The 26,108-nt window shown below is 68.8% G+C and carries 24 protein-coding genes; 13 read left to right on the forward strand and 11 right to left on the reverse strand.

Annotated elements, in window-relative coordinates:
• Positions 1 to 14: 14 nt before the first annotated feature.
• Positions 15 to 566: an Rv2240c family protein gene (locus tag H7K45_RS25125; protein WP_263998785.1), complete on the reverse strand. Its 552-nt coding sequence runs from the start codon at positions 564 to 566 to the stop codon at positions 15 to 17.
• 173 nt (positions 567 to 739) lie between these two features.
• On the opposite strand from H7K45_RS25125, the gene aceE reads away from it, so the two are divergent.
• The 7 genes from aceE (at position 740) to H7K45_RS25160 (ending at position 10,348) form a co-directional block, all read left to right on the forward strand.
• Positions 740 to 3,532 (forward strand): pyruvate dehydrogenase (acetyl-transferring), homodimeric type, encoded by a 2,793-nt coding sequence (gene aceE, locus H7K45_RS25130; protein ID WP_263998786.1) that lies wholly within the window; start codon positions 740 to 742, stop codon positions 3,530 to 3,532.
• 131 nt (positions 3,533 to 3,663) lie between these two features.
• Complete coding sequence (locus tag H7K45_RS25135) at positions 3,664 to 4,917, forward strand: PucR family transcriptional regulator (protein WP_263998787.1); 1,254 nt, start codon at positions 3,664 to 3,666, stop codon at positions 4,915 to 4,917.
• A 160-nt stretch (positions 4,918 to 5,077) separates the two neighbouring features.
• Positions 5,078 to 6,001 carry an ACP S-malonyltransferase gene (locus tag H7K45_RS25140; RefSeq protein WP_263998788.1) on the forward strand — a complete coding sequence of 308 codons (924 nt, stop codon included), beginning with the start codon at positions 5,078 to 5,080 and terminating at the stop codon, positions 5,999 to 6,001.
• A gap of 75 nt (positions 6,002 to 6,076) precedes the next feature.
• On the forward strand, positions 6,077 to 6,370 hold the full coding sequence (gene acpM, locus H7K45_RS25145) for a meromycolate extension acyl carrier protein AcpM (RefSeq protein WP_263998789.1): 294 nt from the start codon (positions 6,077 to 6,079) through the stop codon (positions 6,368 to 6,370).
• Positions 6,367 to 7,617: a 3-oxoacyl-ACP synthase KasA gene (gene kasA, locus H7K45_RS25150; RefSeq protein ID WP_263998790.1), complete on the forward strand. Its 1,251-nt coding sequence runs from the start codon at positions 6,367 to 6,369 to the stop codon at positions 7,615 to 7,617. Before acpM ends, kasA begins: the two co-directional genes overlap by 4 nt.
• Before the next feature lie 21 nt (positions 7,618 to 7,638).
• Complete coding sequence (locus H7K45_RS25155; RefSeq protein WP_276070514.1) at positions 7,639 to 8,901, forward strand: KasA/KasB family beta-ketoacyl-ACP synthase; 1,263 nt, start codon at positions 7,639 to 7,641, stop codon at positions 8,899 to 8,901.
• A gap of 22 nt (positions 8,902 to 8,923) precedes the next feature.
• Positions 8,924 to 10,348 carry an acyl-CoA carboxylase subunit beta gene (locus H7K45_RS25160; protein ID WP_372512663.1) on the forward strand — a complete coding sequence of 475 codons (1,425 nt, stop codon included), beginning with the start codon at positions 8,924 to 8,926 and terminating at the stop codon, positions 10,346 to 10,348.
• A 1-nt stretch (position 10,349) separates the two neighbouring features.
• Here H7K45_RS25160 and H7K45_RS25165 read toward each other — a convergent pair whose 3' ends face one another.
• The 3 genes from H7K45_RS25165 to H7K45_RS25175 are packed head-to-tail and all read right to left on the reverse strand — an operon-like array spanning position 10,350 to position 13,121.
• Complete coding sequence (locus H7K45_RS25165) at positions 10,350 to 10,961, reverse strand: dihydrofolate reductase family protein (protein WP_263998794.1); 612 nt, start codon at positions 10,959 to 10,961, stop codon at positions 10,350 to 10,352.
• 40 nt (positions 10,962 to 11,001) lie between these two features.
• Positions 11,002 to 12,540: a glycerol-3-phosphate dehydrogenase/oxidase gene (locus H7K45_RS25170; protein WP_263998795.1), complete on the reverse strand. Its 1,539-nt coding sequence runs from the start codon at positions 12,538 to 12,540 to the stop codon at positions 11,002 to 11,004.
• Positions 12,537 to 13,121 (reverse strand): TetR/AcrR family transcriptional regulator, encoded by a 585-nt coding sequence (locus H7K45_RS25175; protein WP_263999312.1) that lies wholly within the window; start codon positions 13,119 to 13,121, stop codon positions 12,537 to 12,539. Before H7K45_RS25175 ends, H7K45_RS25170 begins: the two co-directional genes overlap by 4 nt.
• A gap of 50 nt (positions 13,122 to 13,171) precedes the next feature.
• On the opposite strand from H7K45_RS25175, the gene H7K45_RS25180 reads away from it, so the two are divergent.
• Both H7K45_RS25180 and H7K45_RS25185 read left to right on the forward strand, forming a co-directional pair.
• The gene (locus H7K45_RS25180) at positions 13,172 to 14,752 is read left to right on the forward strand and encodes an FAD-binding oxidoreductase (protein ID WP_263998796.1); all 1,581 of its coding nucleotides are present in this window, start codon (positions 13,172 to 13,174) and stop codon (positions 14,750 to 14,752) included.
• Entirely contained in the window at positions 14,749 to 15,663 is a 915-nt protein-coding gene (locus H7K45_RS25185) for a diacylglycerol kinase (protein WP_372512636.1), read from the forward strand. Before H7K45_RS25180 ends, H7K45_RS25185 begins: the two co-directional genes overlap by 4 nt.
• Before the next feature lie 92 nt (positions 15,664 to 15,755).
• Here the strand turns inward: H7K45_RS25185 and H7K45_RS25190 are convergent, their stop codons facing one another.
• The 3 genes from H7K45_RS25190 to H7K45_RS25200 all read right to left on the reverse strand — a co-directional run bounded on the left by H7K45_RS25190 (position 15,756) and on the right by H7K45_RS25200 (position 18,008).
• Positions 15,756 to 16,268, reverse strand: a complete 513-nt coding sequence (locus H7K45_RS25190; RefSeq protein WP_263998797.1) for a DUF3145 domain-containing protein — start codon at positions 16,266 to 16,268, stop codon at positions 15,756 to 15,758.
• A 110-nt stretch (positions 16,269 to 16,378) separates the two neighbouring features.
• Positions 16,379 to 17,203 (reverse strand): serine hydrolase domain-containing protein, encoded by an 825-nt coding sequence (locus H7K45_RS25195; RefSeq protein ID WP_263998798.1) that lies wholly within the window; start codon positions 17,201 to 17,203, stop codon positions 16,379 to 16,381.
• 37 nt (positions 17,204 to 17,240) lie between these two features.
• Positions 17,241 to 18,008 (reverse strand): dioxygenase family protein, encoded by a 768-nt coding sequence (locus H7K45_RS25200; RefSeq protein ID WP_263999314.1) that lies wholly within the window; start codon positions 18,006 to 18,008, stop codon positions 17,241 to 17,243.
• A 40-nt stretch (positions 18,009 to 18,048) separates the two neighbouring features.
• Between H7K45_RS25200 and H7K45_RS25205 the strand changes: the two genes are divergently transcribed.
• Together H7K45_RS25205 and H7K45_RS25210 are read left to right on the forward strand one after the other, a co-directional pair.
• Positions 18,049 to 19,134, forward strand: coding sequence for an S-(hydroxymethyl)mycothiol dehydrogenase (locus tag H7K45_RS25205; protein WP_263998799.1), 1,086 nt, complete (start codon positions 18,049 to 18,051; stop codon positions 19,132 to 19,134).
• Positions 19,135 to 19,148: 14 nt separating this feature from the next.
• Positions 19,149 to 19,763, forward strand: coding sequence for an MBL fold metallo-hydrolase (locus H7K45_RS25210; protein ID WP_372512665.1), 615 nt, complete (start codon positions 19,149 to 19,151; stop codon positions 19,761 to 19,763).
• 7 nt (positions 19,764 to 19,770) lie between these two features.
• On the opposite strand, the gene H7K45_RS25215 is transcribed toward H7K45_RS25210, so the two are convergent.
• Complete coding sequence (locus H7K45_RS25215) at positions 19,771 to 20,289, reverse strand: phenolic acid decarboxylase (protein WP_308206440.1); 519 nt, start codon at positions 20,287 to 20,289, stop codon at positions 19,771 to 19,773.
• Between the two features lie 46 nt (positions 20,290 to 20,335).
• Here H7K45_RS25215 and H7K45_RS25220 point away from each other — a divergent pair, with 46 nt between their 5' ends.
• The gene (locus tag H7K45_RS25220) at positions 20,336 to 20,776 is read left to right on the forward strand and encodes a MarR family winged helix-turn-helix transcriptional regulator (protein ID WP_263998803.1); all 441 of its coding nucleotides are present in this window, start codon (positions 20,336 to 20,338) and stop codon (positions 20,774 to 20,776) included.
• On the opposite strand, the gene H7K45_RS25225 is transcribed toward H7K45_RS25220, so the two are convergent.
• Positions 20,773 to 21,501: an SHOCT domain-containing protein gene (locus tag H7K45_RS25225; protein WP_263998804.1), complete on the reverse strand. Its 729-nt coding sequence runs from the start codon at positions 21,499 to 21,501 to the stop codon at positions 20,773 to 20,775. The genes H7K45_RS25220 and H7K45_RS25225 overlap by 4 nt on opposite strands.
• Positions 21,502 to 21,550: 49 nt before the next feature.
• On the opposite strand from H7K45_RS25225, the gene H7K45_RS25230 reads away from it, so the two are divergent.
• Positions 21,551 to 22,630, forward strand: a complete 1,080-nt coding sequence (locus tag H7K45_RS25230) for a class I SAM-dependent methyltransferase (RefSeq protein ID WP_263998805.1) — start codon at positions 21,551 to 21,553, stop codon at positions 22,628 to 22,630.
• A 3-nt stretch (positions 22,631 to 22,633) separates the two neighbouring features.
• On the opposite strand, the gene H7K45_RS25235 is transcribed toward H7K45_RS25230, so the two are convergent.
• Together H7K45_RS25235 and H7K45_RS25240 are read right to left on the reverse strand one after the other, a co-directional pair.
• Positions 22,634 to 24,373 carry an acyl-CoA dehydrogenase family protein gene (locus H7K45_RS25235; RefSeq protein ID WP_263998806.1) on the reverse strand — a complete coding sequence of 580 codons (1,740 nt, stop codon included), beginning with the start codon at positions 24,371 to 24,373 and terminating at the stop codon, positions 22,634 to 22,636.
• A gap of 10 nt (positions 24,374 to 24,383) precedes the next feature.
• The gene (locus H7K45_RS25240; protein WP_263998807.1) at positions 24,384 to 26,108 is read right to left on the reverse strand and encodes an Hsp70 family protein; all 1,725 of its coding nucleotides are present in this window, start codon (positions 26,106 to 26,108) and stop codon (positions 24,384 to 24,386) included.

A 26,108-nucleotide genomic window follows, 5' to 3' on the forward strand; every position in this document is an offset into this window, starting at 1 on the left:
GGCGCACGGAAGCATCAATATGCCGCCGCGCAGGCGGCCCCAGCGGCAGTCTTGGAGTCGTTGAGTCGGCCGATCGCGTCGTTGAACTCGTCGGGTCCGGGGTTGCCGCTCAGCACCGTCGCGAGCTGTCGCGCGGAGTCCGCCCACGCGTTGAGGACCTTGGTCAGATCCGGTGACAGCGGACCGGACAAACTGCCCGCGACCTGGTCGGCACTGCGGTTGAGGGCGTCGACTGCCGGCCCGATCTTGGCCGGTGCGTCGGGTGCGTCGGCGTTGAAGGCGTTCACGTAGTCGTTGACGGCGTCGATGGCCGCCACGGTGCTCGACGACAGTGCATCGCACGAGCTGTGCACCGCAGCCTTGGTCACCGCCACCTGGTGCTCGGATTCCGACACCGCGACCGACGACGCCACCGACGCCCGGTAGTCGGGGGCCTCGACGCCGTCGGCGGTGGCGTTGCCGTTGGTGATCGACGTGCAGCCGACGACGACCATCGCCAGCCCCGCCGAGACCCCGGCGACCAGGCCAATGGCGCGCGCTCGTGCGGCAGCCCGCCAAGTCCTCACGTCGTCAGACGTTACCGGTTGCTCAGACCCGCCGTCGGTTCACTCGCTTGCCCAACCCCGCCCGAACATCTACGGCACGATAGGGGCACGATGGACACGTCGCTAGAGATCACGACGAAAATCACGGGTGACGGGGCCACGAGCTCCCGATCACGTCTACCGAGGAGCTGCAGTTGACCACCGAGTTCGCGCGCCAAGACCTGGCCCAAAACTCTGGCACCGCAAGCGAACCCGACCGGGTCCGCGTCATTCGCGAGGGTGTCGCCTCGTACTTGCCAGACATCGATCCGGAGGAGACCAGTGAATGGCTGGAATCCTTCGACGATCTACTGGCACGGTCCGGACCGGCCCGTGCGCGGTACTTGATGTTGCGCCTACTGGAGCGCTCTGGCGAACAACGGGTCGCCATTCCCGCGCTCACGTCCACCGACTACGTCAACACGATCCCCACCGAGTTGGAGCCGTGGTTCCCCGGTGACGAGGACGTCGAGCGGCGGTACCGCGCCTGGATCCGGTGGAACGCCGCGATCATGGTGCACCGCGCCCAGCGTCCCGGAGTCGGTGTGGGCGGCCACATCTCGACCTACGCCTCCTCCGCGGCGCTCTACGAGGTCGGCTTCAACCACTTCTTCCGCGGCAAGTCCCACCCCGGCGGTGGCGACCAGGTGTTCATTCAGGGCCACGCCTCCCCCGGCATCTACGCCCGCGCGTTCCTCGAGGGCCGGTTGACCGCCGACAAGCTCGACGGGTTCCGTCAGGAGCACAGTCACCCCGGCGGCGGCATTCCGTCCTACCCGCACCCTCGGCTCATGCCCGACTTCTGGGAGTTCCCGACGGTGTCGATGGGCATCGGCCCGATGAACGCCATCTACCAGGCCCGGTTCAACCACTACCTTGCCGACCGCGGCATCAAGGACACCTCCGACCAGCACGTGTGGGCATTCCTCGGCGACGGCGAGATGGACGAGCCCGAGAGCCGGGGCCTCATTCAGGTCGCCGCCAACGAGGCGCTCGACAACCTGACCTTCGTCGTCAACTGCAACCTGCAGCGCCTCGACGGGCCGGTGCGCGGCAACGGCAAGATCGTCCAGGAACTGGAGTCGTTCTTCCGCGGTGCCGGCTGGAACGTCATCAAGGTGGTGTGGGGCCGCGAGTGGGATGCGTTGCTGCACGCCGACAAGGACGGCGCGCTGGTGAACCTGATGAACACCACGCCCGACGGTGACTACCAGACCTACAAGGCCAACGACGGCGCCTACGTCCGCGACCACTTCTTCGGCCGCGACCCCCGCACCAAGGCCCTCGTCGAGCCGATGACCGACCAGGAGATCTGGAACCTCAAGCGCGGCGGCCACGACTACCGCAAGGTCTACGCGGCCTACCGGGCGGCCATGGAGCACAAGGGCCAGCCGACGATCATCCTGGCCAAGACCATCAAGGGCTACACGCTGGGCCATCACTTCGAGGGCCGCAACGCGACCCACCAGATGAAGAAGTTGGCGCTGGACGACCTGAAGGGCTTCCGCGACGCCACCCGCGTCCCGATCTCCGACGAGGCGCTGGAGAAGGATCCGTACCTGCCGCCGTACTACCACCCCGGTCCCGACGCCCCGGAGATCCGCTACATGCTGGACCGCCGTCGGACACTCGGCGGGTTCCTGCCCGAGCGGCGCAACAAGACCAAGGCGCTGCCCCTGCCCGGCACCGACGTCTACAAATCGCTGAAGAAGGGGTCGGGCAAGCAGCCGGTGGCCACCACCATGGCGGTCGTGCGCACGTTCAAGGAGTTGTTGCGCGACAAGGAGATTGGCAAGCGCATCGTGCCGATCATCCCCGACGAGGCGCGCACGTTCGGCATGGACTCGTGGTTCCCGAGCCTCAAGATCTACAACCGCAACGGGCAGCTCTACACCTCCGTCGACGCCGAGCTGATGCTGGCGTATAAGGAGAGCGAGGTCGGTCAGATCCTCCACGAGGGCATCAACGAGGCCGGTTCGACGGCGTCGTTCACCGCTGTCGGCACGTCGTACTCGACGCACAACGAGCCGATGATTCCGATCTACATCTTCTATTCGATGTTCGGCTTCCAGCGGACTGGCGACGGCCTGTGGGCGGCGACCGACCAGATGGCCCGCGGCTTCGTCCTGGGTGCAACCGCCGGACGCACCACGCTGACCGGTGAGGGTCTGCAGCACGCCGACGGCCACTCCCTGCTGCTGGCGTCGTCCAACCCGGCCGTCGTGGCCTACGACCCCGCGTTCGCCTACGAGATCGCCCACATCGTGGAGAGCGGGCTGTCCCGGATGTACGGGGAGAACGCCGAGAACGTCTTCTTCTACATCACCATCTACAACGAGCCCTACGTCCAGCCGGCGGAACCGGAGAACCTCGACGCCGAGGGCCTCCTCAAGGGCATGTACCGCTACCGGGCGGCCAAGGAGAAGCGATCGAACGTCGCGCAGATCCTGACGTCCGGGGTGGCGATGCCCGAGGCGCTGCGCGCGGCGGATCTGCTGGCAGCGGATTGGGACGTCGCGGCCGACGTGTGGTCGGTGACCAGCTGGGGCGAGCTCAACCGCGACGGCGTGGCGGTGGAGAAGGAACGGCTGCGCCACCCGGATCGATCCGGACCGGTCCCCTACGTCACCAAGGCGCTGGAGTCGACGGCCGGCCCGGTGGTCGCGGTGTCGGACTGGATGCGCGCGGTGCCGGAGCAGATCCGGCCGTGGGTGCCCAACACCTACGTCACGCTGGGCACCGACGGCTTCGGGTTCTCCGACACCCGGCCCGCGGCGCGCCGGTACTTCAACACCGACGCCGAGTCGGTCGTGGTGGCGGTCCTCGAGGCTCTGGCGCGCGACGGCGAGATCGACCCGTCGGTCGCGGTGGCAGCGGCCAAGCAGTACCAGATCGACGACGTGATGGCGGCGCCGGTGCAGACGTCGGACCCCGGCCCGGGCGCCTGACCCGCTCCAGCCCGTTGGGTGTGCGGCGAGATCGTAGATCGACGCGAGATCGCGATCTCCCCGCACACCCGATGCGGGAGCCGTGCCACCACTTAGAGGTTTCCACCAGTAAACGGGCGTATCTTTTAGGGATGCCGGACAAACCGCTCGCCGACGAGCGTGCCCAGTCGCTCGAACTCCTGGAGTCGGTGCCCGAGTCGCTCGTCCGCCGCATCAAGCAGTACTCGGGTCGCCTCGCCACCGAGGCGGTTCACGTGATGGGCGAGCGGCTCACCTTCTTCGTCGACCTCGAGACGTCGCAGCGCGCCAGCGTCCAGCTGGTCGTGCAGACCGCGCTCGTCAACTTCGCCGAGTGGATGCGCGACCCGCGCGGCGACGTCGGTTACACCGCCGAGGCGTTCGCGCTCGTTCCGCAGGAGCTGACCCGCCGGATCGCCCTGCGGCAGACCGTCGACATGGTCCGGGTGACGATGGAGCACTTCGAGGAGGCCGTTCCGCTGCTGGCGCGCAACGACGAGCAGAAGACGGCGTTGACCGTCGGCATCCTGCGCTACAGCCGCAACCTGGCGTTCGCCGCCGCGTCGGGGTACGCCGACGCGGCGGAGGCACGGGGGGCCTGGGACACCCGGATGGAGGCCGACGTCGTCGACGCGGTCGTCCGGGGGAACATCGGACCGCAGTTGCAGTCGCAGGCCGCCGCGCTGAACTGGGACACGACCGCGCCGGCGACCGTGCTCGTCGGGTTTCCGCGGCCGGGCCGTTCGGAGTTCGCCAGCGAGGACGTCCACGAGATCGTCACCCGCCACGGCCGGGCCGCCCTGTCGGACGTGCACGGCACCTGGCTGGTCGCCATCGTCTCGGGCCACCTGACGCCCACCGACAAGTTCCTCGGTGAACTCCTCGGGGTGTTCGCCGACGAGCCGGTGGTCATCGGCCCGTTCGCAGCGTCGTTGGTGGCGGCCCACTACAGCGCCGCCGAGGCCATCGCCGGCATGAACGCCGTGGCGGGGTGGAGCGGGGCACCGCGACCGGTGTCGGCCCGCGAACTCCTCCCCGAGCGGGCGCTGTTGGGCGACCCGTCGGCGATCGCCGCACTGGATTCCGACGTGATGCGCCCGCTGGCCGAGGCCGGACCGGCGCTGACGGAAACCCTGGACGCCTACCTCGACTCCGGGGGCGCGATCGAAGCCTGTGCGCGCAAATTGTTCGTTCATCCAAACACCGTCCGCTACCGGCTCAAACGCATCGCCGACTTCACCGGTCGCGATCCGATGCTCCCCCGCGACGCCTACGTACTGCGGGTGGCGACCACCGTCGGCCGGCTTGGTCGGCAGACGACGCACGCCAGCGCGGCGAAGGCACCGGTGACCCACGCCACCCTGTGAACTGCGTGTGACGTTGCCTTGGGCACCGGCCTGCCGGTCGCAATCCGGTCTCGTTGACGTCCCATCACATGCAGTTTTGTAGGTTCTCCACAAAAACATAAGACTATGTTCATATTCTCTTACACCGCACAGAACCGGTTTCACAGTGTTCTCTTAATCCGTGCCCCAAACACCCACGCTTGCGCTGCTCGCACCCGGACAGGGTTCGCAGACGCCCGGCATGCTCTCGCCGTGGTTGGAACTGCCCGGCGCCGATGAGCGCATCGCGTCGTGGTCCGAGGCAATCGGCCTCGACCTGGCGCGGCTCGGCACCACCGCCACCGCCGAGGAGATCACCGACACGGCGGTCACCCAGCCCCTCGTCGTCGCCGCGACCCTGCTGGCGCACGAAGAACTCCAACGGCGTGCCCTGCTCTCCGGTGCACAGACCGTCGTGGCCGGACACTCGGTCGGCGAGATCGCGGCCTACGCCATCGCCGGGGTGCTGAACGCCGACGACGCCGTCCGCCTCGCCGCCACCCGCGGATCCGAAATGGCCAAGGCCTGCGCGGTCGAGCCGACCGGCATGGCCGCCGTCCTCGGTGGCGACGAAGCCGAGGTGCTGGCTCGTCTCGACCAACTCGACCTGGTGCCTGCCAACCGCAACGCCGCCGGGCAAATCGTCGCCGCCGGCGCCATTTCGGCACTCGACAAGCTGGTCGAGGATCCGCCTGCCAAGGCCCGCGTGCGCAAGCTCGCGACCGCCGGCGCGTTCCACACCCACTTCATGGCCTCGGCGCTGGACGGCTACTCCGCCGCCGCCGACGCGGTCACCGCGAACGACCCCACCGCCAGCCTGCTGTCCAATGCCGACGGCCAGCCGGTGACGTCGGCGTCGGACGCCATGACCAAGTTGGTCGCCCAGCTCACCCAGCCGGTGCGTTGGGACCTGTGCACCGACACCATCCGCCAGCGCGAGGTGGCCGCCATCGTCGAGTTCCCGCCCGCGGGGACGTTGGTGGGCATCGCCAAACGAGAACTTCGGGGAATACCGACGTACGCCGTCAAGACCCCCGCAGACCTGGACGGGCTCGCCGAGCTCTAAGCCAGAACGCTCAGGTCGGCAGTCCACCAGGGGGTGCCGACGCACCGAGAAACACACCGAATAGAAGGAGCCATCGTGGCCGCCAGCCAGGAAGAAATCATCGCCGGTCTCGCCGAGATCATCGAAGAAGTGACCGGCATCGAGCCGTCCGAGGTCACCCCCGAGAAGTCCTTCGTCGACGACCTGGACATCGACTCGCTGTCGATGGTCGAGATCGCCGTGCAGACCGAGGACAAGTACGGCGTGAAGATCCCCGACGAGGACCTCGCCGGTCTGCGCACCGTCGGTGACGTCGTCGCCTACATCCAGAAGCTCGAGGAAGAAAACCCCGAAGCTGCCGCAGCGCTGCGCGACAAGTTCACCTCGTGACCCGTCCTTCCACTGCTAACGGCGGTTTCCCCAGCGTGGTGGTGACTGCCGTCGAGGCGACTACTTCTATTGCTCCGGACATCGAGAGCACGTGGAAGGGCTTGCTGGCAGGAGAAAGCGGTATCCGCGTCCTCGACGACCCGTTCGTCGACAAGTGGGACCTGCAGGTCAAGATCGGCGGGCACCTCGCGGAGCCCCTCGATCCGCTCATGAGCCGCCTCGAACTGCGTCGCATGTCCTACGTGCAGCGCATGTCGAAGTGGGTCGGCAACCGCCTGTGGGAGTCCGCGGGACGACCCGAGGTCGATCCCGACCGTTTCTCGGTCGTGATCGGCACCGGGCTGGGTGGCGGCGAGAAGATCGTCGAGACCTATGACGCGATGAACGAGGGCGGGCCCCGCAAGGTGTCCCCGCTTGCCGTTCAGATGATCATGCCCAACGGTGCGGCTGCAGTGGTCGGCCTCGAACTCGGCGCCCGCGCCGGCGTCATCACGCCGGTGTCGGCGTGTTCGTCGGGTTCGGAGGCCATCGCCCACGCGTGGCGCCAAATCGTCATGGGCGACGCGGACTTCGCCGTGTGCGGCGGTGTCGAGGGCATGATCGAGGCGCTGCCCATCGCGGCGTTCTCGATGATGCGCGCGATGTCGACCAAGAACGACGACCCCGCGGGTGCGTCGCGACCGTTCGACAAGAATCGCGACGGCTTCGTCTTCGGCGAGGCCGGCGCGATGATGATCATCGAAACCGAGGAGCACGCCAAGGCACGCGGCGCCAAGCCGCTGGCCCGGTTGATGGGTGCCGGCATCTCGTCGGACGCCTTCCACATGGTGGCTCCTGCGGCGGACGGTCTTCGGGCCGGGCACGCGATGAAGCGGGCGATGGAGACGGCGGGCCTCTCGGCGTCGGACATCGGCCACGTCAACGCGCACGCCACGTCCACGTCGATCGGTGACGTGGCCGAGGCCAACGCCATCCGCAACGCCGGGGTGCAGGAGGCCGCGGTGTACGCCCCCAAGTCGGCACTGGGCCACTCCATCGGCGCCGTCGGCGCACTGGAGTCGATCCTGACCGTGTTGGCGCTGCGTGACGGCGTCATCCCGCCGACGCTGAACTACGAGACACCCGACCCCGAGATCGATCTCGATGTCGTCGCGGGTGAGCCTCGATACGGCGACTACCAGTACGCCATCAACAACTCGTTCGGGTTTGGTGGACACAATGTCGCCCTGGCCTTCGGGCGCTACTAAGCACCCTGGGCACGGAGAGGATTGGCAGAGTTGACCCGTCATAGCACGGGGAGCGGTCTCCCCAATGTGGTCGTCACCGGATTCGCGATGACGACTGCCATGGCGACCGACACCGAGGGCACCTGGAAGCGACTGCAGGACGGCGAGAGTGGCATCCGCACGCTGGATGACTACTTCGTCGACCTGTACGACCTTCCGGTGCGCATCGGCGGGCACCTGCTGGAGGACTTCGAGAGCGAACTCGATCCCGAGGAACTCGACAGGTTGTCCTATCTGCAGAAGATGGCCGTCGTCGTCGGTCGTCGGGCGTGGGAGAACGCAGGTTCACCCGAGGTCGACGGACGACGGCTGATGGTCTCCATCGGTACCGGCACGGGCAGCATCGAAGAGCTGCTCTACGCCTATGACGGCATGCGGGACAAGGGCCACTCGGCGGTCGACCCGTTGGCCGTGCAGAAGTACGTGCCCAACTCCCCCGCCGCCGCGGTCGCCCTCGACCGAGGCGCGAAGGCCGGCGTCATCACCCCGACCTCCGCCTGCGCCTCCGGCAGCGAGGGCGTCGCCAACGCCTGGCGCAATATCGTCCTCGGCAACGCCGACGTCGCCATCTGCGGCGGCGTCGAGACCCGAATCGAAGCGGTGCCGATCGCCGGATTCGCACAGATGCGAATCGTGTTGTCCACCACCAACGACGACCCCGCCGGTGCCTGCAAGCCGTTCGACCAAAACCGCAACGGCTTCGTGTTCGGTGAGGGCGCCGGTCTGATGGTCATCGAGACCGAGGAGCACGCCAAGGCACGTGGCGCCAACATCGTCGCGCGACTGATGGGTGCCGGGATCACGTCCGACGGCTACCACATCGTGGCCCCGGATCCCACGGGTGATCGTGCGGGCCAAGCCATTTCGCGGGCGATCCAGCTGGCCGGCCTGCAACCCGGCGACATCGACCATGTGAACGCCCATGCGACGGGCACCCAAGTGGGTGACGTCGCCGAGGGCAAGGCCATCAACAACGCGCTGGGCTCCAACCGCCCCGCGGTCTACGCACCGAAATCGGCGTTGGGCCACTCCGTGGGCGCGACCGGTGCGGTGGAGTCCATCCTCACCGTGCTGGCCCTGAGGGACGGCGTCATCCCACCCACCCTGAACCTGGACACCCTCGATCCAGAGATCGACCTCGACGTGGTCGCCGGCGAACCACGCAGGGGCAGTTACGAATACGCAATCAACAACTCATTCGGATTCGGCGGGCACAACGTCGCGATCGCCTTCGGGAAGTACTGAGACCTAGGAGCACGAGATGACGATGACCACCCCGGACAAGGCACCCGACGTGAACGAGACGGTCGACCCGCGCGATCCCCTGCTCCGCATGCGCGCCTTCTTCGACGAGGGCAGCGTCGAGTTGCTCCACGAGCGCGATCGCTCCGGCGTGCTCGCCGCCGCAGGCACCGTCAACGGCGTGCGCACCATCGCCTTCTGCACCGACGGCACCGTCATGGGCGGCGCGATGGGTGTCGAGGGCTGCGCCCACATCGTCAACGCCTACGACACGGCCATCGAAGAGCAGGCCCCGATCATCGGCATCTGGCATTCCGGTGGCGCCCGACTGGCCGAGGGCGTCAAGGCCCTGCACGCCGTGGGACTGATGTTCGAGGCCATGATCAGGGCGTCGGGCTACATCCCGCAGATCTCCATCGTCGTCGGATTCGCCGCTGGCGGAGCGGCTTACGGGCCTGCACTCACCGACGTCGTCATCATGGCTCCCGAGGGCCGCGTCTTCGTCACCGGACCCGACATCGTTCGAAGCGTCACCGGTGAGGACGTCGACATGGCGTCCCTCGGTGGACCCGACACCCACCACAAGAAGTCCGGCGTCTGCCACATCGTCGCCGACGACGAGGCCGACTCCTACGAGCGTGGCCGCCGGCTGGTCGGATTGTTCTGCCAGCAGGGCCACTTCGACCGCACCAAGGCCGAGGCGGGCGACTCCGACCTGCGCGCGCTGCTGCCGGACTCGGCGCGTCGCGCCTACGACGTGCACCCGCTCATCTCGGCTCTGCTCGACGAGGACGCGCCGTTCGACGAGTTCCAGTCCAAGTGGGCGCCGTCGATGGTGGTCGGCCTCGGTCGGCTGGCCGGCCGCAGCGTCGGCGTGCTCGCCAACAACCCGCTGCGTCTCGGCGGCTGCCTGAACTCCGAGAGCGCCGAGAAGGCAGCGCGTTTCGTGCGCCTGTGCGACGCGTTCGGCATCCCGATCGTCGTCATCGTCGACGTGCCCGGTTATCTGCCCGGCGTCGACCAGGAGTGGGGTGGCGTCGTGCGTCGCGGGGCGAAGTTGCTGCACGCCTTCGGCGAGGCCACCGTCCCGCGCGTCACGCTGGTGACGCGAAAGATCTACGGCGGCGCCTACATTGCGATGAACTCACGGTCGCTGGGTGCGACGAAGGTGTTCGCCTGGCCCAACGCCGAGGTCGCCGTCATGGGCGCCAAGCCCGCGGTCGGCATCCTGCACAAGCGCACCCTGGCCGCAGCCGCGCCCGAGGACCGCGAAGCCCTGCACGAGCAGCTGGCGGCCGAGCACGAGCGCATCGCCGGCGGCGTGGACAGCGCCATCGAGATCGGCGTCGTCGACGCGAAGATCGATCCCGCGCACACCCGGAGCGTGCTCACCCAGGCGCTGGCCGAGGCGCCGGCACGTCGCGGTCGCCACAAGAACATCCCGCTGTAAGTCACTCCAGCGCAAACGAACCCACCGTGAGGGCACCTGCCGGCCGGTAGGTGCCGATCACCACGCCGGTCGTGGACACCGAGCTGTCGACCAGCTCGAGAGCCCCGGGGACGACGCCGTCGGCGAAGAGTCGCTTGCCGGTGCCGACGACCACGGGGAACGTCCAAAGGCGGTACTCGTCGATCAGGCCGTGGCGTATGAGCGTCTGCAGCAGGTCGGCGCTTCCGTGCACCTGCAACTCGGGGCCGTCGGTGGCCTTGAGCGCCGCGACCGCAGCCGGCACGTCGTCGTCGAGAAGCACCGAGTTCTGCCAGTCCAGGGCGGGCCGGTGCCGGGAGGCCACGTACTTCGTGGCCTCGTTGAGTGGCTTGCCGCCCTCGTCGTCGGAGACCCGCGGCCAGTGCGCGGCGAAGATGTCGTAGGTGCGCCGCCCCAGGACCAGGTCGAAGGGCACGCCCATGGTCTTGCCCATCACCTGATTCGCGTGGTCGTCCCAGAAGTTCACCGACCATCCGCCGTGATCGAATGCGCCGTCGGCGTCCTCCTCGGGCCCGCCCGGCGCCTGCATCACGCCGTCGAGGGTCAGGAACGTGTTGGTGATCAGTCGTCTCATGCTGGTGTGGACACCCGCCGCGCGTAAAACTCATCGCCGGTCATCCGAGCAACTCGATGGCGGCCCCGATCGCCTTGGCTCGATCGGATGCCACCAACCCGATGCGGGTGCGCCGGTCCAGGACGTCGTCCACCGTCAGCGCCCCCTCGTGGGTTCGCGCGTACTCGAATTCCGCTCGGATGACGTCGATTCCGTCGGCCACCGCGTCACCGGGGCGCTCGCACGTGGCCTGGACGAGCACGTTGGGCGCTTCGGCGCCGTAGCGGGCGACCAGCGACGGCGGCAGCCCCGCCGTGGACCCTGGCGCGGCCCCCGGGTTGGCGGGCGCACCGACCAGCGGTAGGTCGGCGGTGCGGCATGGCCCCGCCGTGAGCCCCCGACGCGCCACCGCACGATCCACCACGTCCTGGGCCATGTAGCGGTATTCGGTGAGTTTGCCACCGATCACGCTGAGCACCCCGGTGGCCGACTCCACCACCGCGTGCTCGCGCGAGACGTCCGCGGTGGGACCCGGTCCATTGTCGATCAGTGGCCGCAGCCCCGCATAGGCACCGACGACGTCCTCGGGTCCCAGGGCGACCGCGAGCGCGGTGTTGACGGTGTCGAGCAGGAAGGACACCTCGGCCGGGGTGGGTTCTGGCACGTCGGGGATGGGTCCGGGCGCCTCCTCGTCGGTGAGCCCGAGGTAGACGCGACCGAGTTGCTCCGGCATCGCGAAGATGAACCTGTTGGTCGCCCCGGGGATCGGAACGGTCAGCGCGGCAACGGGATTGCCGAAGGCCGCGGCGTCGAACACCAGGTGGGTGCCGCGACTGGGACGCAACGTGATCGACGGGTCGACGTCGCCTGCCCACACACCGGAGGCGTTGAGCACCGCACGCGCGGTCACGTCGAGGGTCTCGCCGGTCAACTGGTCGGTCAGGCGCACCGAGGTGCCGGTGGCATCCGACGCGGCGACGCGGGTGAGGATGCGGGCGCCGTGCTGAGCGGCGGTGCGGGCGACCGCGACGACCAGGCGGGCGTCGTCGACGAGTTGGCCGTCGTAGGCGAGGAACGCGCCGTCGAGACCGTCGCGGCGCACCGTCGGCACCAGGTCGACGGCGCGGGAGGCGTCGACTCGGCGTGACCGGGGCAAGGTCGACGCGGGCGTGCCCGCCAGCTTGCGCAACCCGTCGCCGGCGGCGAACCCGACCCGGACCAGGGCTCGTGAGGTGGCACTCATCGACGGCAGCAGGGGTACCAGCTGAGGCATCGCCGTGACGAGGTGGGGAGCGGTGCGGGTCATGAGGATTCCGCGTTCGGCGGCGCTGCGGCGGGCGATGCCCACGTTGCCGGTCGCGAGGTAGCGCAGTCCGCCGTGTACGAGTTTCGAACTCCAGCGGCTGGTGCCGAAGGCCAAGTCGTGCTTCTCCACCAGGACGACCGACAGCCCGCGCGAGGCCGCGTCGAGTGCGATGCCGGCGCCGGTGATGCCGCCGCCGATGACGACCACGTCGACCCGTCCACCGTCGCCGAGGGCGGTCAGGTCGGCGGTGCGACGGTCGGCGTTCAGGGCCGCCGACGGGGTGGGAGTGCTCATGGTGCGAGGTATCCGTTCAAGGCGAGGGTCAACTGGGCGACCAGGTCGTCGGAGGGCAGGATCGCCTCCACCATGTGTGCGGCGAGGATCGTCGACTGCGTGATCAGAAGGCACATCACGGCGAGTTGTCTGACGTCGCCGGATCGCACGCTGCCCTGGTCCTGGGCGGCCCGGATCTCTGCAGCGACGGTGTCCAGCAGCATCTGCTGGCTGGTGCCAAGCCGTTCGGACAGATACGACATCGCGAGGTTCGGGTCCTGATACAGGACCGACATCACCACGTCGTCCCACCGGATCGCCTGGGCGACACCGACGACGCGCTCCACGAGCGGGACGCGGCCGACACCGGTGCTCGGCACGGAATCCAGCGCGCGGGTGATCCGCGCGGTGAGTAGCGCGGCGAGGATCGACCGGGTGTCGGGAAAGCGGCGGTACACCGTGGGCCGGCTGATCGTCGCGCGGCGAGCGATCTCGGCGAGGGTCACGCGGTCGACACCGAAGGCCAGCACGCAGTCGGCCGCGGCGTCCAGGATGCGGCCCTCGACCGACGCTGATCGGCCTTCGTTACTGATTGACATGATCTGTAATACTGTAACGCATGACTCGAGCGCACGACCAGTCCACGCCCCCGATGAAGTGGAACGCCTGGGGGGACCCGGCGGCGGCCAAGCCACTCTCCGACGGCATCCGGACCCTCCTCGTCCAGGCCCTTGGGATCACGGCCGAGTCGGCTGTCGAGCCCCATCCCGACCGGGTGCCCGTGCGTCCGTCGGCTCTCTCCGATGCCGACCGCAGGGCCATGGCGGCGATCGTCGGAGCGGAGCACGTCGTCGTCGACGACTACGCCCGACTGTTGCGTGCCGGCGGCAAGTCAACGCTGGACCTGTTGCGGCGCAACGGCAACGGCGTTCAGGACGCCCCGGACGCGGTGCTGATACCCGCCGACGAGGACGAGATCGCCGCCGTCCTCACCCTCTGCTCCTCCAGCAGCATCGCCGTCGTCCCCTTCGGCGGCGGCACCAGCGTGGTCGGTGGGCTCGACCCCGCCCGGGGCGACTTCAAGGCCGTCGTCTCACTCGACCTGCGCCGCCTGAACGCTCTGCACGGCCTCGACGAGGTGTCCGGCGAAGCCGAACTCGGTGCCGGGGTCACCGGGCCCGACGCCGAGAGACTGCTTGGCGCCCAAGGGTTCTCGCTCGGTCACTACCCGCAGAGCTTTCAGTTCGCCACCATCGGCGGATTCGCCGCCACGCGCTCCTCGGGTCAGGACTCCGCCGGGTACGGCCGATTCGACGACATGGTGCGCGGCCTGCGCGTGGTGACCCCCGCCGGTGTGCTCGACCTCGGCCGCGCACCTGCCTCCGCCGCCGGACCCGACCTTCGGCAGTTGATGGTCGGCTCCGAGGGAGTGTTCGGCGTCATCACCCGGGTTCGGGTGCGCGTGCATCCCGTCCCCGAGACGACGAGGTACGAAGCGTGGTCCTTTCCCGACTTCAGCACGGGTGCAGCGGCATTGCGGGCGGTCGTACAGAACGGCACCGGCCCGACCGTGATCCGGTTGTCCGACGAGGCCGAGACCGGCGTCAACCTGGCCACCACCGAGAGCATCGGCGACGGCAGCATCACGGGCGGTTGCCTCGCGATCACCGCGTTCGAGGGCACCGCCGCGCACGCCGAGAGTCGGCACGACGAGACGCGGGAACTGCTGATCGCGCACGGGGGCACCAGCCTCGGCGACGGCCCAGCCACGGCCTGGGAGCACGGGCGCTTCGGTGCACCGTATCTTCGCGATTCGTTGTTGGCGGCCGGCGCGCTGTGCGAGACGTTGGAGACGGCCACGAACTGGTCCAACCTGTTCTCGGTCAAGACCGCCGTGACCGAAGCCCTGACGACGTCTCTCGCCGAATCGGGCACCGCAGCCCTGGTCATGTGCCACATTTCCCACGTGTATCCGACCGGCGCCTCGCTGTACTTCACCGTCGTGGCCGGGCAGCGTGGCAACCCGGTCGAACAGTGGCGCGCGGCCAAGGTCGCCGCGTCGGACGCCATGGTCCGGGCCGGGGCGACGATCACCCATCACCACGCCGTGGGCGCCGACCACCGGCCGTGGATGCGCGAGGAGATCGGCGATCTCGGCGTCGAGGTTCTGCGCGCGGTCAAGGCGGTGCTCGACCCGGCCGGAATCCTCAACCCGGGCAAGCTGATTCCGTGAGCCCCGATTCGTCGAGGCTCGGCCGCATCACCGTCTTGACCAATCCGGCGTCGGGTCACGGTGGCGCCACCCATGCCGCGGAGCGGGCAATCGCCCAGCTGCACCACCGCGGCCTGGACGTCGTCGCCATCGCGGGCACCGACGTCGACCACGCGCGGCGGCTGGTCGAAGGCGCGCTGGACCGGGGCATGGACGCGCTGGTCGTGGTCGGCGGTGACGGCATCGTCTCGCTGGCGCTGCAGGTGTTGGCGGGCAACGACATTCCGCTGGGCATCATCCCTGCGGGCACCGGCAACGACCACGCCCGCGAGTTCGGCATTCCGACCAGGAGCCCGGAGGCCGCGGCCGACGTCGTGGTCGACGGGGTCGTCGAGACCGTCGACCTAGGCCGCATCGTCGGCGCCGACGGTACGCAGCGCTGGTTCGGCACGGTGATGGCCGCCGGGTTCGACTCGCTGGTGACCGACCGGACCAACCGGATGACGTGGCCGCACGGCCGGATGCGCTACAACGTGGCAATGCTGGCCGAGATCTCGAAGCTGCGCCTGCTGCCGTTCCGGCTGACCTTCGACGGCGAGGAGCTGGTGACCGATCTGACGCTCGCGGCGTTCGGCAACACGCGCAGTTACGGCGGCGGCATGCTGATCTGCCCGGACGCCGACCACGCCGACGGCAAGCTCGACGTGACGATGGTGCAGTCGGCGTCGCGGGCCAAGCTGGTCCGGCTGTTTCCCACCGTCTTCAAGGGCACCCACGTCGAGCTCGACCAGGTGCGCACGGCCAGGGCCTCGGTCATCACGGTCGAGTGCGCGGGCATCAACGCCTACGCCGACGGCGAGTACGTGTGCCCGTTGCCGGTCGAGGTGTCGGCGGTACCCGGCGCGCTGCGAATCCTGCGTCCCGCACGCTGACGCGCCCGCGAGACATCAGCAGTGGCGGCGACACGCCGAAGGTCGCCGCCGCCAGTTATGTCTCGCGGCAGGAGGCTCCTCGCCGAGACCCTCTAGCCGACGCCGCGGTTGAGCCAGGTGACCTCGCCGGTGTCGCCACCGCCGCGGAACTCCTCGAGCGCCTCGTCCCACGCAGTGCCGAGCACGGTGTCCATCTCGGCGGCCATGGCGTCGGCACCCGAGGCCATCAGCCCGCGCAGCCGCATCTCGCCGACCATCACGTCACCGTTGGCACTCATCACACCGCTCCACAGCCCCAGCTGCGGGGTGTGGCACCAGCGGTGCCCGTCGACGCCCTCGCTGGGGTCCTCGGTGACCTCGAAACGAAGCACCGACCACGACCGCAGCGCATTGGCCAGGGCAGCCCCCGTACCAACGGGACCTACCCAGTTGGTGACGGCACGGAGCTGCCCAGGCATCGCCGGCTGCGGCGTCCACTTGAGGTTCGCCCTCGCCGACAGGGTCGACGAAAGCGCCCACTCCACGTGTGGACATACCGCCGCGGGCGAGGCGTGGACGTACACCACACCGGTGGCCGTGTCGGCGAACTGGTTCGACGCACGCATCATCTGCTCCTTCGGCTCAATAGGGACGTCTTCCCCGACGACCTGCTGAGCTCCGTGAAGATGCAATTGATTCGTGCGTGTCTATTGTGCCCTGTGGGGCGGGTGTTGCGCTAGTGTGGCCCGGATTCTCTCAGTACTCCATCAGAGATGGCCGGCCACAGCGGGTGCGCCCAGTCACCGAAGTCGCGGTCGGTGAGCACCACGAGGGCCAGGTCAGCTGACGGATCGGCCCAGATGAACGTGCCCGACTGGCCGAAGTGACCGAACGTCGCCGAGCTATTCAGCGAGCCCGTCCAGTGCGGTGACTTGCCGTCGCGCAGCTCGAAGCCCAGCCCCCAGTCGTTCGGACGCTGCACACCGTAGCCGGGCAGGACGCCCGACAGACCGGGAAACTGCACCGCAACGGCGTCGGCGTGCATCTGCCCGGAGACCAGCGTCGGACGCAGCAGTTCGACGGCGAATAGCGAGAGGTCGGCGACCGTCGACTCGACGCCGAACCCAGCGGCGGCCGCACCGCCAACCAGCGCCGACGAACCCATGCCGAGCGGTTCGAAGACGGCCTCGGCCACGTATTGCTCGAACGGGATGTCGGACTCCTGCTCCAGTACGGCCGCGAGCACCCCGAAGCCCTCGTTGGAGTAGATCCGTCGCGCGCCGGGTTCGGCGATCACGTCCGCAGATCGCATCGACAGCCCCGAGGTGTGCGCGAGCAGGTGACGCACGGTCGAGCCGGGCGGCCCGGCCGGGGTGTCGAGGTCGACGACGCCCTCCTCCACCGCGATCTGCGCCGCACGGGCGACGATTGACTTGGTGACCGACGCCAGGGCGAAGGTCCGGTCCACCTCGCCGTGCTGGGTGAGCACACCACCTGGGCCCACCACCGCCGCCGCGGCGTTGGTGACCGGCCAATCGGCGAGGACGTCGAGTGCTGACACGAGACGAGAGCCTAGTGCGGGACGGGCGACGTACGGGTCAGACCAGCTGCAGCGAGCGCTTCGCCAAACCCATCCAGAAGCCGTCGACCACCTGCGCCGGGATCTGTTCCGGATCCGCCGACGCCCCCAGCGCGACGAACAGCGGCGCGAAGTGCTCGATCGTCGGATGGGCGTACGGCATACCCGGCGCCTTGGCCTGAAAGTCCAGCAGCGCGTCGAGGTCGCCGGCGGCGAACCGTCCGGCCGCCCAGTCGTCGAACTCCCGGGACCAGCCCGGCGCAACGGCGTTCGGGGACCGGTCGGTGAGGTACGGCAGGCCATGGGTGGTGAAGCCGGATCCGACGATCAGCACGCCCTCCTCGCGCAGCGGCCGCAGCCGCGCACCCAGGTCGAGCAGCCGCTGCGGATCGAGGGTGGGCATCGACATCTGCAGGACCGGGATGTCGGCCTCGGGGTACATCACCGTCAGGGGAACGTAGGCGCCGTGGTCGAGTCGCCGGTTCGGGTCATGGGCGACGGTCTCCCCGTCGGGCATCAGCGCCTCCACCCGTCGCGCCAGCTCGGGAGCGCCGGGGGCGTCGTAGGTCACCTCGTAGAAGCGCTGCGGGAAACCCCAGAAGTCGTACGTCAGTGGGGTTTCGGTGGTGGTCGACCCGATGGTGAGCGGCGCGGCCTCCCAGTGAGCGGACACCACCAGGATGGCCTCGGGTCGCGGCAGCTCCGCCGACCAGTCGACCAACTGCGACACCCACCTCTCGTCGTCCACGAGAGGTGGGGCGCCGTGGGACAGGAAGAGAGCGGGAATCACCCGTCGAGTGTCGCACCGCGGCCGCTAGGTTGTACCCATGAGTCAGACGGTGCGCGGTGTCATCTCTCGGTCCAAGAAGCAACCAGTCGAACTGGTCGACATCGTGATCCCGGACCCCGGGCCAGGCGAGGTCGTGGTCGACGTCATCGCCTGCGGGGTGTGCCACACCGACCTGACCTACCGCGAGGGCGGCATCAACGACGAGTACCCGTTCCTGCTCGGCCACGAGGCCGCGGGCACCGTGGAGTCGGTCGGCGAGGGCGTCACCAACGTCGAGGTCGGCGACTTCGTCGTCCTCAACTGGCGGGCGGTGTGCGGGCGGTGCCGGGCCTGCAAGCGCGGCCGCCCGCAGTACTGCTTCGACACCCACAACGCCGCGCAGAAGATGACCTTGGCCGACGGCACCGAGCTCACTCCGGCGCTGGGCATCGGTGCGTTCGTCGAGAAGACCCTCGTCCACGAGGGCCAGTGCACCAAGGTCGACCCGGAGGCCGATCCCGCCGTGGCCGGTCTGATCGGGTGCGGCGTGATGGCCGGCATCGGTGCGGCGATCAACACCGGCAACGTCACCCGCGACGACACCGTCGCGGTCATCGGGTGCGGCGGCGTGGGTGATGCCGCGATCGCGGGAGCCGCCCTGGTCGGCGCCAAGATGGTCATCGCCGTCGACACCGACGACAAGAAGCTGAATTGGGCCCGCGACTTCGGCGCGACCCACACGATCAACGCCCGCGAATTCGACGTGGTGGAGACCATCCAGGATTTGACCGGCGGCAACGGCGCCGACGTGGTGATCGACGCGGTTGGCCGCCCCGAGACGTGGAAGCAGGCGTTCTACGCCCGCGATCTGGCCGGCACCGTCGTGCTGGTCGGCGTGCCCACCCCGGACATGACGCTGGAGATGCCGCTGGTCGACTTCTTCTCCCGCGGTGGATCGTTGAAGTCTTCCTGGTACGGCGACTGCCTGCCCGAGCGGGACTTCCCCACCCTCATCAGCCTCTACCGCCAGGGCCGGCTGCCACTGGAGAAGTTCGTCTCCGAACGCATCGGACTCGACGGTATCGAGGATGCGTTCCACAAGATGCACGCCGGCGAGGTGCTGCGTTCGGTGGTGATTCTGTGAGTGCCGCCAACAACATTCAGCGCTTGGTCACCAGCGGCACGTTCGAACTCGACGGCGGCAGCTGGGACGTCGACAACAACATCTGGATCGTCGGCGACGAGTCCGACGTGGTGGTGTTCGACGCCGCGCACCAGGCCGGCCCCATCGTCGACGCCGTCGCCGGGCGCAACGTGGTGGCCGTGGTGTGCACCCACGGCCACAACGACCACGTGACGGTCGCCCCCGAGCTTGGCAAGACCCTTGACGCGCCCGTGCTGCTGCACCCGGCCGACGACGTGCTCTGGCGAATGACGCACCCGGACGAGGACTTTCGCGGCGTCGAGGACGGGACGCGGTTGCGCGCGGGCTCGGTCGAGCTGCGGGCGCTGCACACCCCGGGCCACTCACCGGGCTCGGTCTGCTGGTATGCCCCCGACCTGGGCGCGGTCTTCAGCGGCGACACCCTCTTCAACGGCGGACCCGGGGCGACCGGTCGCTCGTACTCCGACTTCCCGACCATCCTGGCGTCGATCTCCGGGCGGCTCGGCACGCTGCCGTCCGACACCGTCGTGTACACCGGTCACGGCGACACGACGGTCGTCGGCGACGAGCTCGTCCACTACGACGAGTGGGTCAAGAACGGGAGCTAACCGGCGCTCAGTTCCTGCGGTCGGCGAAACCCGGCGGCAGGTCGGCGGGCGCCGCGGCGACGATGGTCTGGTCGTCTACGCCGACGTACTCGAACAGGGTGATGTCGGCGAACTCCGGGACGACGTAGATCGGGTAGGTCGGCCCGGCGTCGCGGTAGGCCCGCATCTCGTCGAGGTGGTCGTTCTGGAACAGCACCGTCTTGGAGCCGTCGAGGCGGATCCACTCGGGGAAGAAGATCGTGCCGTGCAGCCGTCGTAGTGCCGGCATCACGTTGACGACGACACTCGTGCCGGTGGGCTCGGTCCAGGAGATCTTGTAGACGTCGGGCGCCAGGGTGACGAGGTCGACCGTCTGATCGCGCACCCACCGGCCGCCGACGTGCCCGGTGTGGATGCGGTAGTCGATGGTGGTGGCGTTCTTGACGTACATCTCGTACTGCCATCCATTGGCGTAGGTGTAGATGAAACGGTGTCCCACCAGCCCATTCACGTCCGGGGCTTGGTTACGGTCGGTAGTGTCGTCGATGCTCACGAATTCAGTTTAGAACAAACTAGGTTTGTTAGGAACATAATTGTCGAATGCCGCCGCACTCTCCCGCACGCTCGGCCCATTGCGCCGCGCCGTGCTGCGCGCGACCCGACTGGCCGAAGACCTCCCCGACCTTCCCGAGACCCACATCGAGGTGCTGCGCACCGTGGCCGACACCCCGGGACTGGGGCCGCCGGCAATCGCCGAGCAGCTCCGCCTCGCCCGCCCGACGGTCAGCAACTTGATGAAGACCATGCAGCGGGCGCACCTGATCGAGTTGACCCGCGACGTCGACGACGCCCGCCGCGTCCACGTCACCGCCACCGCGACGGCGTTGGAGTTGCTGCGCCGTTACGACGCCACGAGCGAGGCGATCCTGAACGCGGCGATGGACGAACTCGACCCCGACGAGCGCGCGGCCGTGGCGGCCGCGGTGCCCGCCCTGACGAAGCTACGGTCGATCCTCGCCGCGTCCGGCCACTAACGGCCGTCGAGCACCCGCTTCTTCTCGGCGTCGTATTCGTCTTGGGTCAGAGCGCCCGAATCACGCAGTCGAGCAAGGCTTTCAAGGGTTTGCACGCGAATGGCGTCCTCGGACGTCGGGTAGGTCGGCACGGCTCGGATCGTCGGCGGCGTGGCGTCGGCCACCGGCGGCTGCCAGGGGTCGGCGGTGGCGCGCCTCGTCCTGGCAGCCCACACCCTCGCGATGATCAGGTCGACGACGGCGAAGCCGAACACCGCCGCCAGAGCCCACGGCAGCCAGCCAAACGCGGAGCCATGGCCGAAGGCCAACGACGGATCGAGGTAGGCGCTGACATTGCCGTCCAACTCGACGTCGTAGGTTCCCGCCTCCGCCAGGTGGAGGTATCCGATGCGCACGCGTGCGTCGTTGTTGACCGTCGTCGTCGAGCCGTAGTCCTCGGCGAGCTGGACGTCGGCGCCGTCCGGCCCGGTCATCCGGTACTTCAGCGGCGGGACGGGCAACCCGGACCCACTCCCCCCGACGAGCACGGTGTGAAAGCTCACCGTCACCTCACCCGCGGGCAGTTCCACCCGACCCGTCCCGGGAATCGGTACCTCGCCGTAGGCGTCGTACTCGTCGAAGACGAAGGCGTTGAGCGGCAGAGAGGCGACGAACCCGAGCCCGGCGAGGATCATCGTCACCGTCGCGACGACGGTCAGGATGCGTGGCCCGGGCGAGCTCTTCATGGTGGGCAGTCTCGCACGTCGAGGCCATGGAGGGGTTACCGTTCTCGGTATGCCCGAATCGAGTGCGGTGGTGCGCCCCGAGCCGATGCACAGCGCCTCCTACACCGCCGCCTCGCGCCTGCAGGCGGCCGGATTGCGGCGGGCGACAACCCTTTTCGAGGAGGCCGCCGCCGAGGTTCCACTGCCACAGTCACCCCGGCCCATCGTGGTCGCCGACTACGGCGCAGCCACCGGGCACAATTCGCTGGTGCCGATCGGCGCGGCGATCGCCGTGCTGCGCAAGCGGACCCGGCCCGAGCACTCGATCCTGGTGACCCACACCGACGTGCCCGACAACGACTTCAGCGAGTTGTTCCGCACCCTCGGCGAGGATCCCGACACCTATCTGAAGAAGGACCGCGCGTGCTTCGCCTCGGCGGTCGGGCGCTCCTACTACGGCCAGATCATTCCCTCCAACAGCGTGAACCTGGCCTGGTCGGCGTGGTCGACCCACTGGCTCTCGCGCACTCCCACCCCGGTTCCCGACCACCTGCTGGTCGCGCACAGCCGCGACGGCGAGGTCCGCGCCGCCTATGAACGACAAGCCGCCCGGGACTGGCACGAATTCGTCGCGTTCCGCGGTCGCGAGCTGAGCCCGGGCGGGCGCCTCGTGGTGATGACCATGGCGATCGACTCCGACGGCGACTTCGGCTACCGTCCGCTGCTCGACGCCATCGCCGGAACCCTCGCCGAACTGGTCGGGCGAGGGGTGCTGACCGACGACGAGTCCTCGGCGATGTCCATCCCCATCGCCGGGCGTCGCGCCCCCGACTTCCTGGCCCCCTTCGCCCCGTCGGGCACCTTCGAGAAGCTCTCCGTTCGGCACCTCGAGGTGTTCGGTGGCGAAGACCGATTCTGGGCCCGATATCGCGTCGACGGAAAGGCCGACCGGTTTGGCGCGACGTGGTCGGAGTTCTTACGCGGGACGGTCTTCCCGACGCTGGCCGCCACGCTGCCCGCCGAGCGCCGCGCGGATTTCGTCGACCAGCTGTGCACCGGTGTCGCCCAGCGGCTGGCGGCCGCGCCCGCCGAGGTACGCATCCCGCTGGCGGCCGTCGTCATCGAAAAGCAACGGCGCCTTCACCACTGACCGTCAGGGCGTCATCTCGTAGGCGCCGTCGTAGGCCGCCACCCGTTGCCACACCCGGTCGAATCGCGCCGCGTCGGGCACCGGCTTGCGGACGGCCCCGAGCGCCCACGCCTGTTGCGCCGGAGTGGACGTCGGCTTGCCTTGCAGCGCAATCGAATAGGCGTTGAAGTCGTCGACCTGGAAGCCGAAGATCTGGTCGACGACGTCGTCGTCGAGCCCGGTGAGCTCCGCCTGCTCCAGGATCAGCTGACCGTAGACGATCAGCGAGAACAGGTGCCCGACGTTGAGCATGAAGTCCAGATCCCCGACCTGGTCGGCATCGGGTGCGGCGGTGAGCAGCATGTCCCGAAACGCCTGAGCCTGCTCGTAGAACACCCCGACGTTGGGCACGTGCGCGTGCCGCTCGTAGACGGGCGTCCAGTCGGCGAACTGGATGGCCCCCGCACCACGGGTGGGTCCTTGGTTCCAGAAGAACGTGTCGTCGGCAGCGTCGTTGCGGGTCGGAATCTGCGGATAGTCCTTGGGATTGAGCATGTAGTTCGGCATGAACTTCAGCACCAGGCCCACGTTGACGTGCACCGTGCCCTCCAACCGCGGCAGACACCCGATCAGCTGGGCGACCTCGCGGAACATCGTGTTCTTCTCGTACCCCTTGGCCGCGACCACGTCGTGCAGCGCACGAATCACGGTCTCGCCCTCCATGGTGACCTTGGCCTTGGTCATCGGGTTGAACAGCAGGTAGCGCCGATCCTCCAGACTGGCACTGCGGAAGTAGTCGACCGCCCGTCGGCTGAAGGCCTTCATGGCGATCATCCGGGCATAGGCGTCGACGAAGTTGGCCCGCACGTGGCCGAAGTCCGTGACGGGGTTGCCGTAGAGAATCCTGTTGTTGGCGTGGGTGATCGCCTCGTAGAAGGCGTGCTCGCACATGCCGATCGACGACGAGCACAGGTTGAACTTTCCGACGTTGACGGTGTTGAGCGCGGCGCTGAACGCCTCGACCCCGGTGTGCACGATGTCCTCGGCCCTTACCGGATAGTTCTCCAGGCGGAACGTGCTCACGTAGATCTGCATGTGCACGACGTTGTCGATCAGGTGGTAGTCCTCGTGCCGACTGTCGGCGGCGAAGAAGACGTACCCGTCCGGCCCACTGACGTCGCCACGGCGACCGAAGACCGACACCAGGCTCGCGACGTTGCCGTTGCCGATGTAGTACTTCTCCCCCGATGCCCGGTAGAGAATGCCGTCGGCCTGGTCCTCCTCACTGGCCGGCGTCAGCACCATGTCGGTGCTGTAGACGTCGGCGCCGTGTTCGCGTTCGGAGAGCCCGAAGGCCATCACCTCGCCCGCCTCGAGATCGTCGGCGGCGCGCAGCTTGGCGTCCTTGTTCTCGCTCTGCCACACCGGGCCCAGGCCGAGGATGGTGACCTGTTCGGTGTACCAATACGTCAGTCCGTAGAAGCCGAGGATCTCGGCAAGGGCGGCGTTGCGCGCCCCGTCCCACCGCTTGTCGGGGTCACCGTCCGCGAATTCCGCGGGCGTCAGGAACGTCGCAAAGAGCTTCTCCCGCTTGACGAACTCGACGAAGTCGGCGGGCCACTGCGCCCGCAGGTCGTCGTCGAGGATGCGCTTCTTGCCCTGGCCCTCGAAGAAGTCGATCGTGGCGCGCAGCAGACGGCGCGTCGCGGCGTCGAACTCCGACGGATCGTAGGTGCGGGGGTTGAAGAGCAAACCGTCGGTCATGACCCCGAGCCTAGGGCTGCTGCGGTTGGAACGGTGACGGAACGAAGGGCAGACCGGGGATGGTCTGGTACGGCAGCGTCGGGACGACCGGCGCCTGGCTGCTCGACGACGCCGGCGGAGGCTGCGTGGTCGCCGTCGTCGGCGGTGGCGCCTCGGTGGTCGTGGGTGGGGGCGGTGCGTCGGTGGTCGACGGCGGCGGCGGGGCCTGAGACGCCGGGGGCTGCTCCTGGGTCTGCGTCACCGTGGCCGGGGGCGCCTGCGGGGCCTGCTCGTAGACGGTCTGCTGCGGCGCCTGCTCCACGGGCGCCGGCGCCTCCGTCGTGGGGCCCGGAGATTCCGACGTCGCGGGCGGGGCCGACGTCGTGGTCGCAGGGGTCTGCGTCGACGTGTCGTCCTCGCGGAGGAACAACCACAGCGCGGTACCGACCGCCAGGAGCGCCGCCACGACGGCCACGGCGATGATTCCGGTGGGCCTGCGGTACCACGGCACGGCGGCGGCGCGCGCGTCTTCGTCGTCGTCGGCCACGAATGCCATCGGCGGCCGCGGGTCGACGTATTCGGCCTCGCGAGCCTCGGTCACCGGCGCCGGCTCGGGAAGGTCGTCGGCATCCGACCACGCCAGCGCACGGAACGTCGACGACGCCGGGGCGGCCTCCTCGGCGGGCGGCATCGCGACGATCGGGGCGACCGCCGCCGGCGCCATCGCCGTCGCGCCGTCGGGCACGAGGCCTCGCGCGGCACCGAGACCGCCGCCGATCGCGGCGGCCAACTCGGGTCGCGCACTGGTGATCACCGGTACCCGCAGCCGCTCCGACAGGGAGGTGACGACGACCGGGATGAGCGCACCACCGCCGGCCATGGCCACTCCGGAGAGGTCTCCTGGTCGAATACCACTACGCTGCAACGTGTCCTGCACGGCGTCGAGCAGCCCACCCAGCGGTTGGCGAATCGACTCGTCGAGTTCGGCGCGGGTGATCCGCACCTCGGATTGCCGCCCGGCCAGATCCACCGCGACGGTCGCCACGGCGGCGGTCGACAAGCGTTCCTTGGCCGTCCGGCACTGACCGCGCAGCCTGTTGAGGTTGCCCAGTGCCGAGGTCGAGGACAGGTCGACCGAGCCCGAGGACGTCAGGTCACCGATGACGCGGGTCAGCAGCGCCTGGTCGACCAGATCGCCGGAGAAGTCGGTGTGGCGCACCGTCGGGCCGATCGGTGCGCACCCGTTCGCGGCGTCGGCCAGGGTGATGCTGGTGCCGGTGCCGCCGACGTCGCACAGCGCGACGACGCCTCGGCTCGGCACACCCGGGTCGTCGCGCAGGGCGGTGAGCGCCGCGACGGCGTCCGAGCCAAGCGTCATGCCGTCCAGTTCGCGGCGCAGCGCCTCGACGGCGGCGGGGCTCCAGTACGCCGGGTGGGTGACGCCGACCGGTTCGACGGGCGGGCGACCGCCTGTCAACGCGGCCAGCAACGACCGCAACGACTCGGCGACCAGTGTCTCGGCGCGGTGCGAGGACCCGTCGGATGCCACGATCGGCACCGGGTCGCCGACGCGGTCGACGTAGTCGGTGATGATCAGCCCAGGCTCGGTGAGATGGGGGTTCTCGCTGGGTACGCCGACCTCGGCAGGCCGGTGCGGATACCGCGTCAGCACCGGCGTTCGCGTCACCGCCGAGCGGCCTACCGCCACCGCGCGCAACGCGCTGGCACCAACCGAGAGCCCTATTCCGTCTGCCAC

This window comes from Mycobacterium yunnanensis (assembly GCF_025823185.1).
Lineage (GTDB): Bacteria > Actinomycetota > Actinomycetes > Mycobacteriales > Mycobacteriaceae > Mycobacterium > Mycobacterium yunnanensis.

Bases quoted from the DNA above. Each gene is read 5' to 3' on its own strand.
- H7K45_RS25180 (WP_263998796.1), top strand. From the start codon at position 13,172: ATGAAGTGGAACGCCTGGGGGGACCCGGCGGCGGCCAAGCCACTCTCC.
- H7K45_RS25235 (WP_263998806.1), bottom strand. From the start codon at position 24,373: ATGACCGACGGTTTGCTCTTCAACCCCCGCACCTACGATCCGTCGGAG.
- H7K45_RS25160 (WP_372512663.1), top strand. From the start codon at position 8,924: ATGACCACCCCGGACAAGGCACCCGACGTGAACGAGACGGTCGACCCG.
- H7K45_RS25225 (WP_263998804.1), bottom strand. From the start codon at position 21,501: ATGAAGAGCTCGCCCGGGCCACGCATCCTGACCGTCGTCGCGACGGTG.
- H7K45_RS25230 (WP_263998805.1), top strand. From the start codon at position 21,551: ATGCCCGAATCGAGTGCGGTGGTGCGCCCCGAGCCGATGCACAGCGCC.
- H7K45_RS25135 (WP_263998787.1), top strand. From the start codon at position 3,664: ATGCCGGACAAACCGCTCGCCGACGAGCGTGCCCAGTCGCTCGAACTC.
- H7K45_RS25170 (WP_263998795.1), bottom strand. From the start codon at position 12,540: ATGAGCACTCCCACCCCGTCGGCGGCCCTGAACGCCGACCGTCGCACC.
- H7K45_RS25205 (WP_263998799.1), top strand. From the start codon at position 18,049: ATGAGTCAGACGGTGCGCGGTGTCATCTCTCGGTCCAAGAAGCAACCA.
- H7K45_RS25190 (WP_263998797.1), bottom strand. From the start codon at position 16,268: ATGCGTGCGTCGAACCAGTTCGCCGACACGGCCACCGGTGTGGTGTAC.
- H7K45_RS25165 (WP_263998794.1), bottom strand. From the start codon at position 10,961: ATGAGACGACTGATCACCAACACGTTCCTGACCCTCGACGGCGTGATG.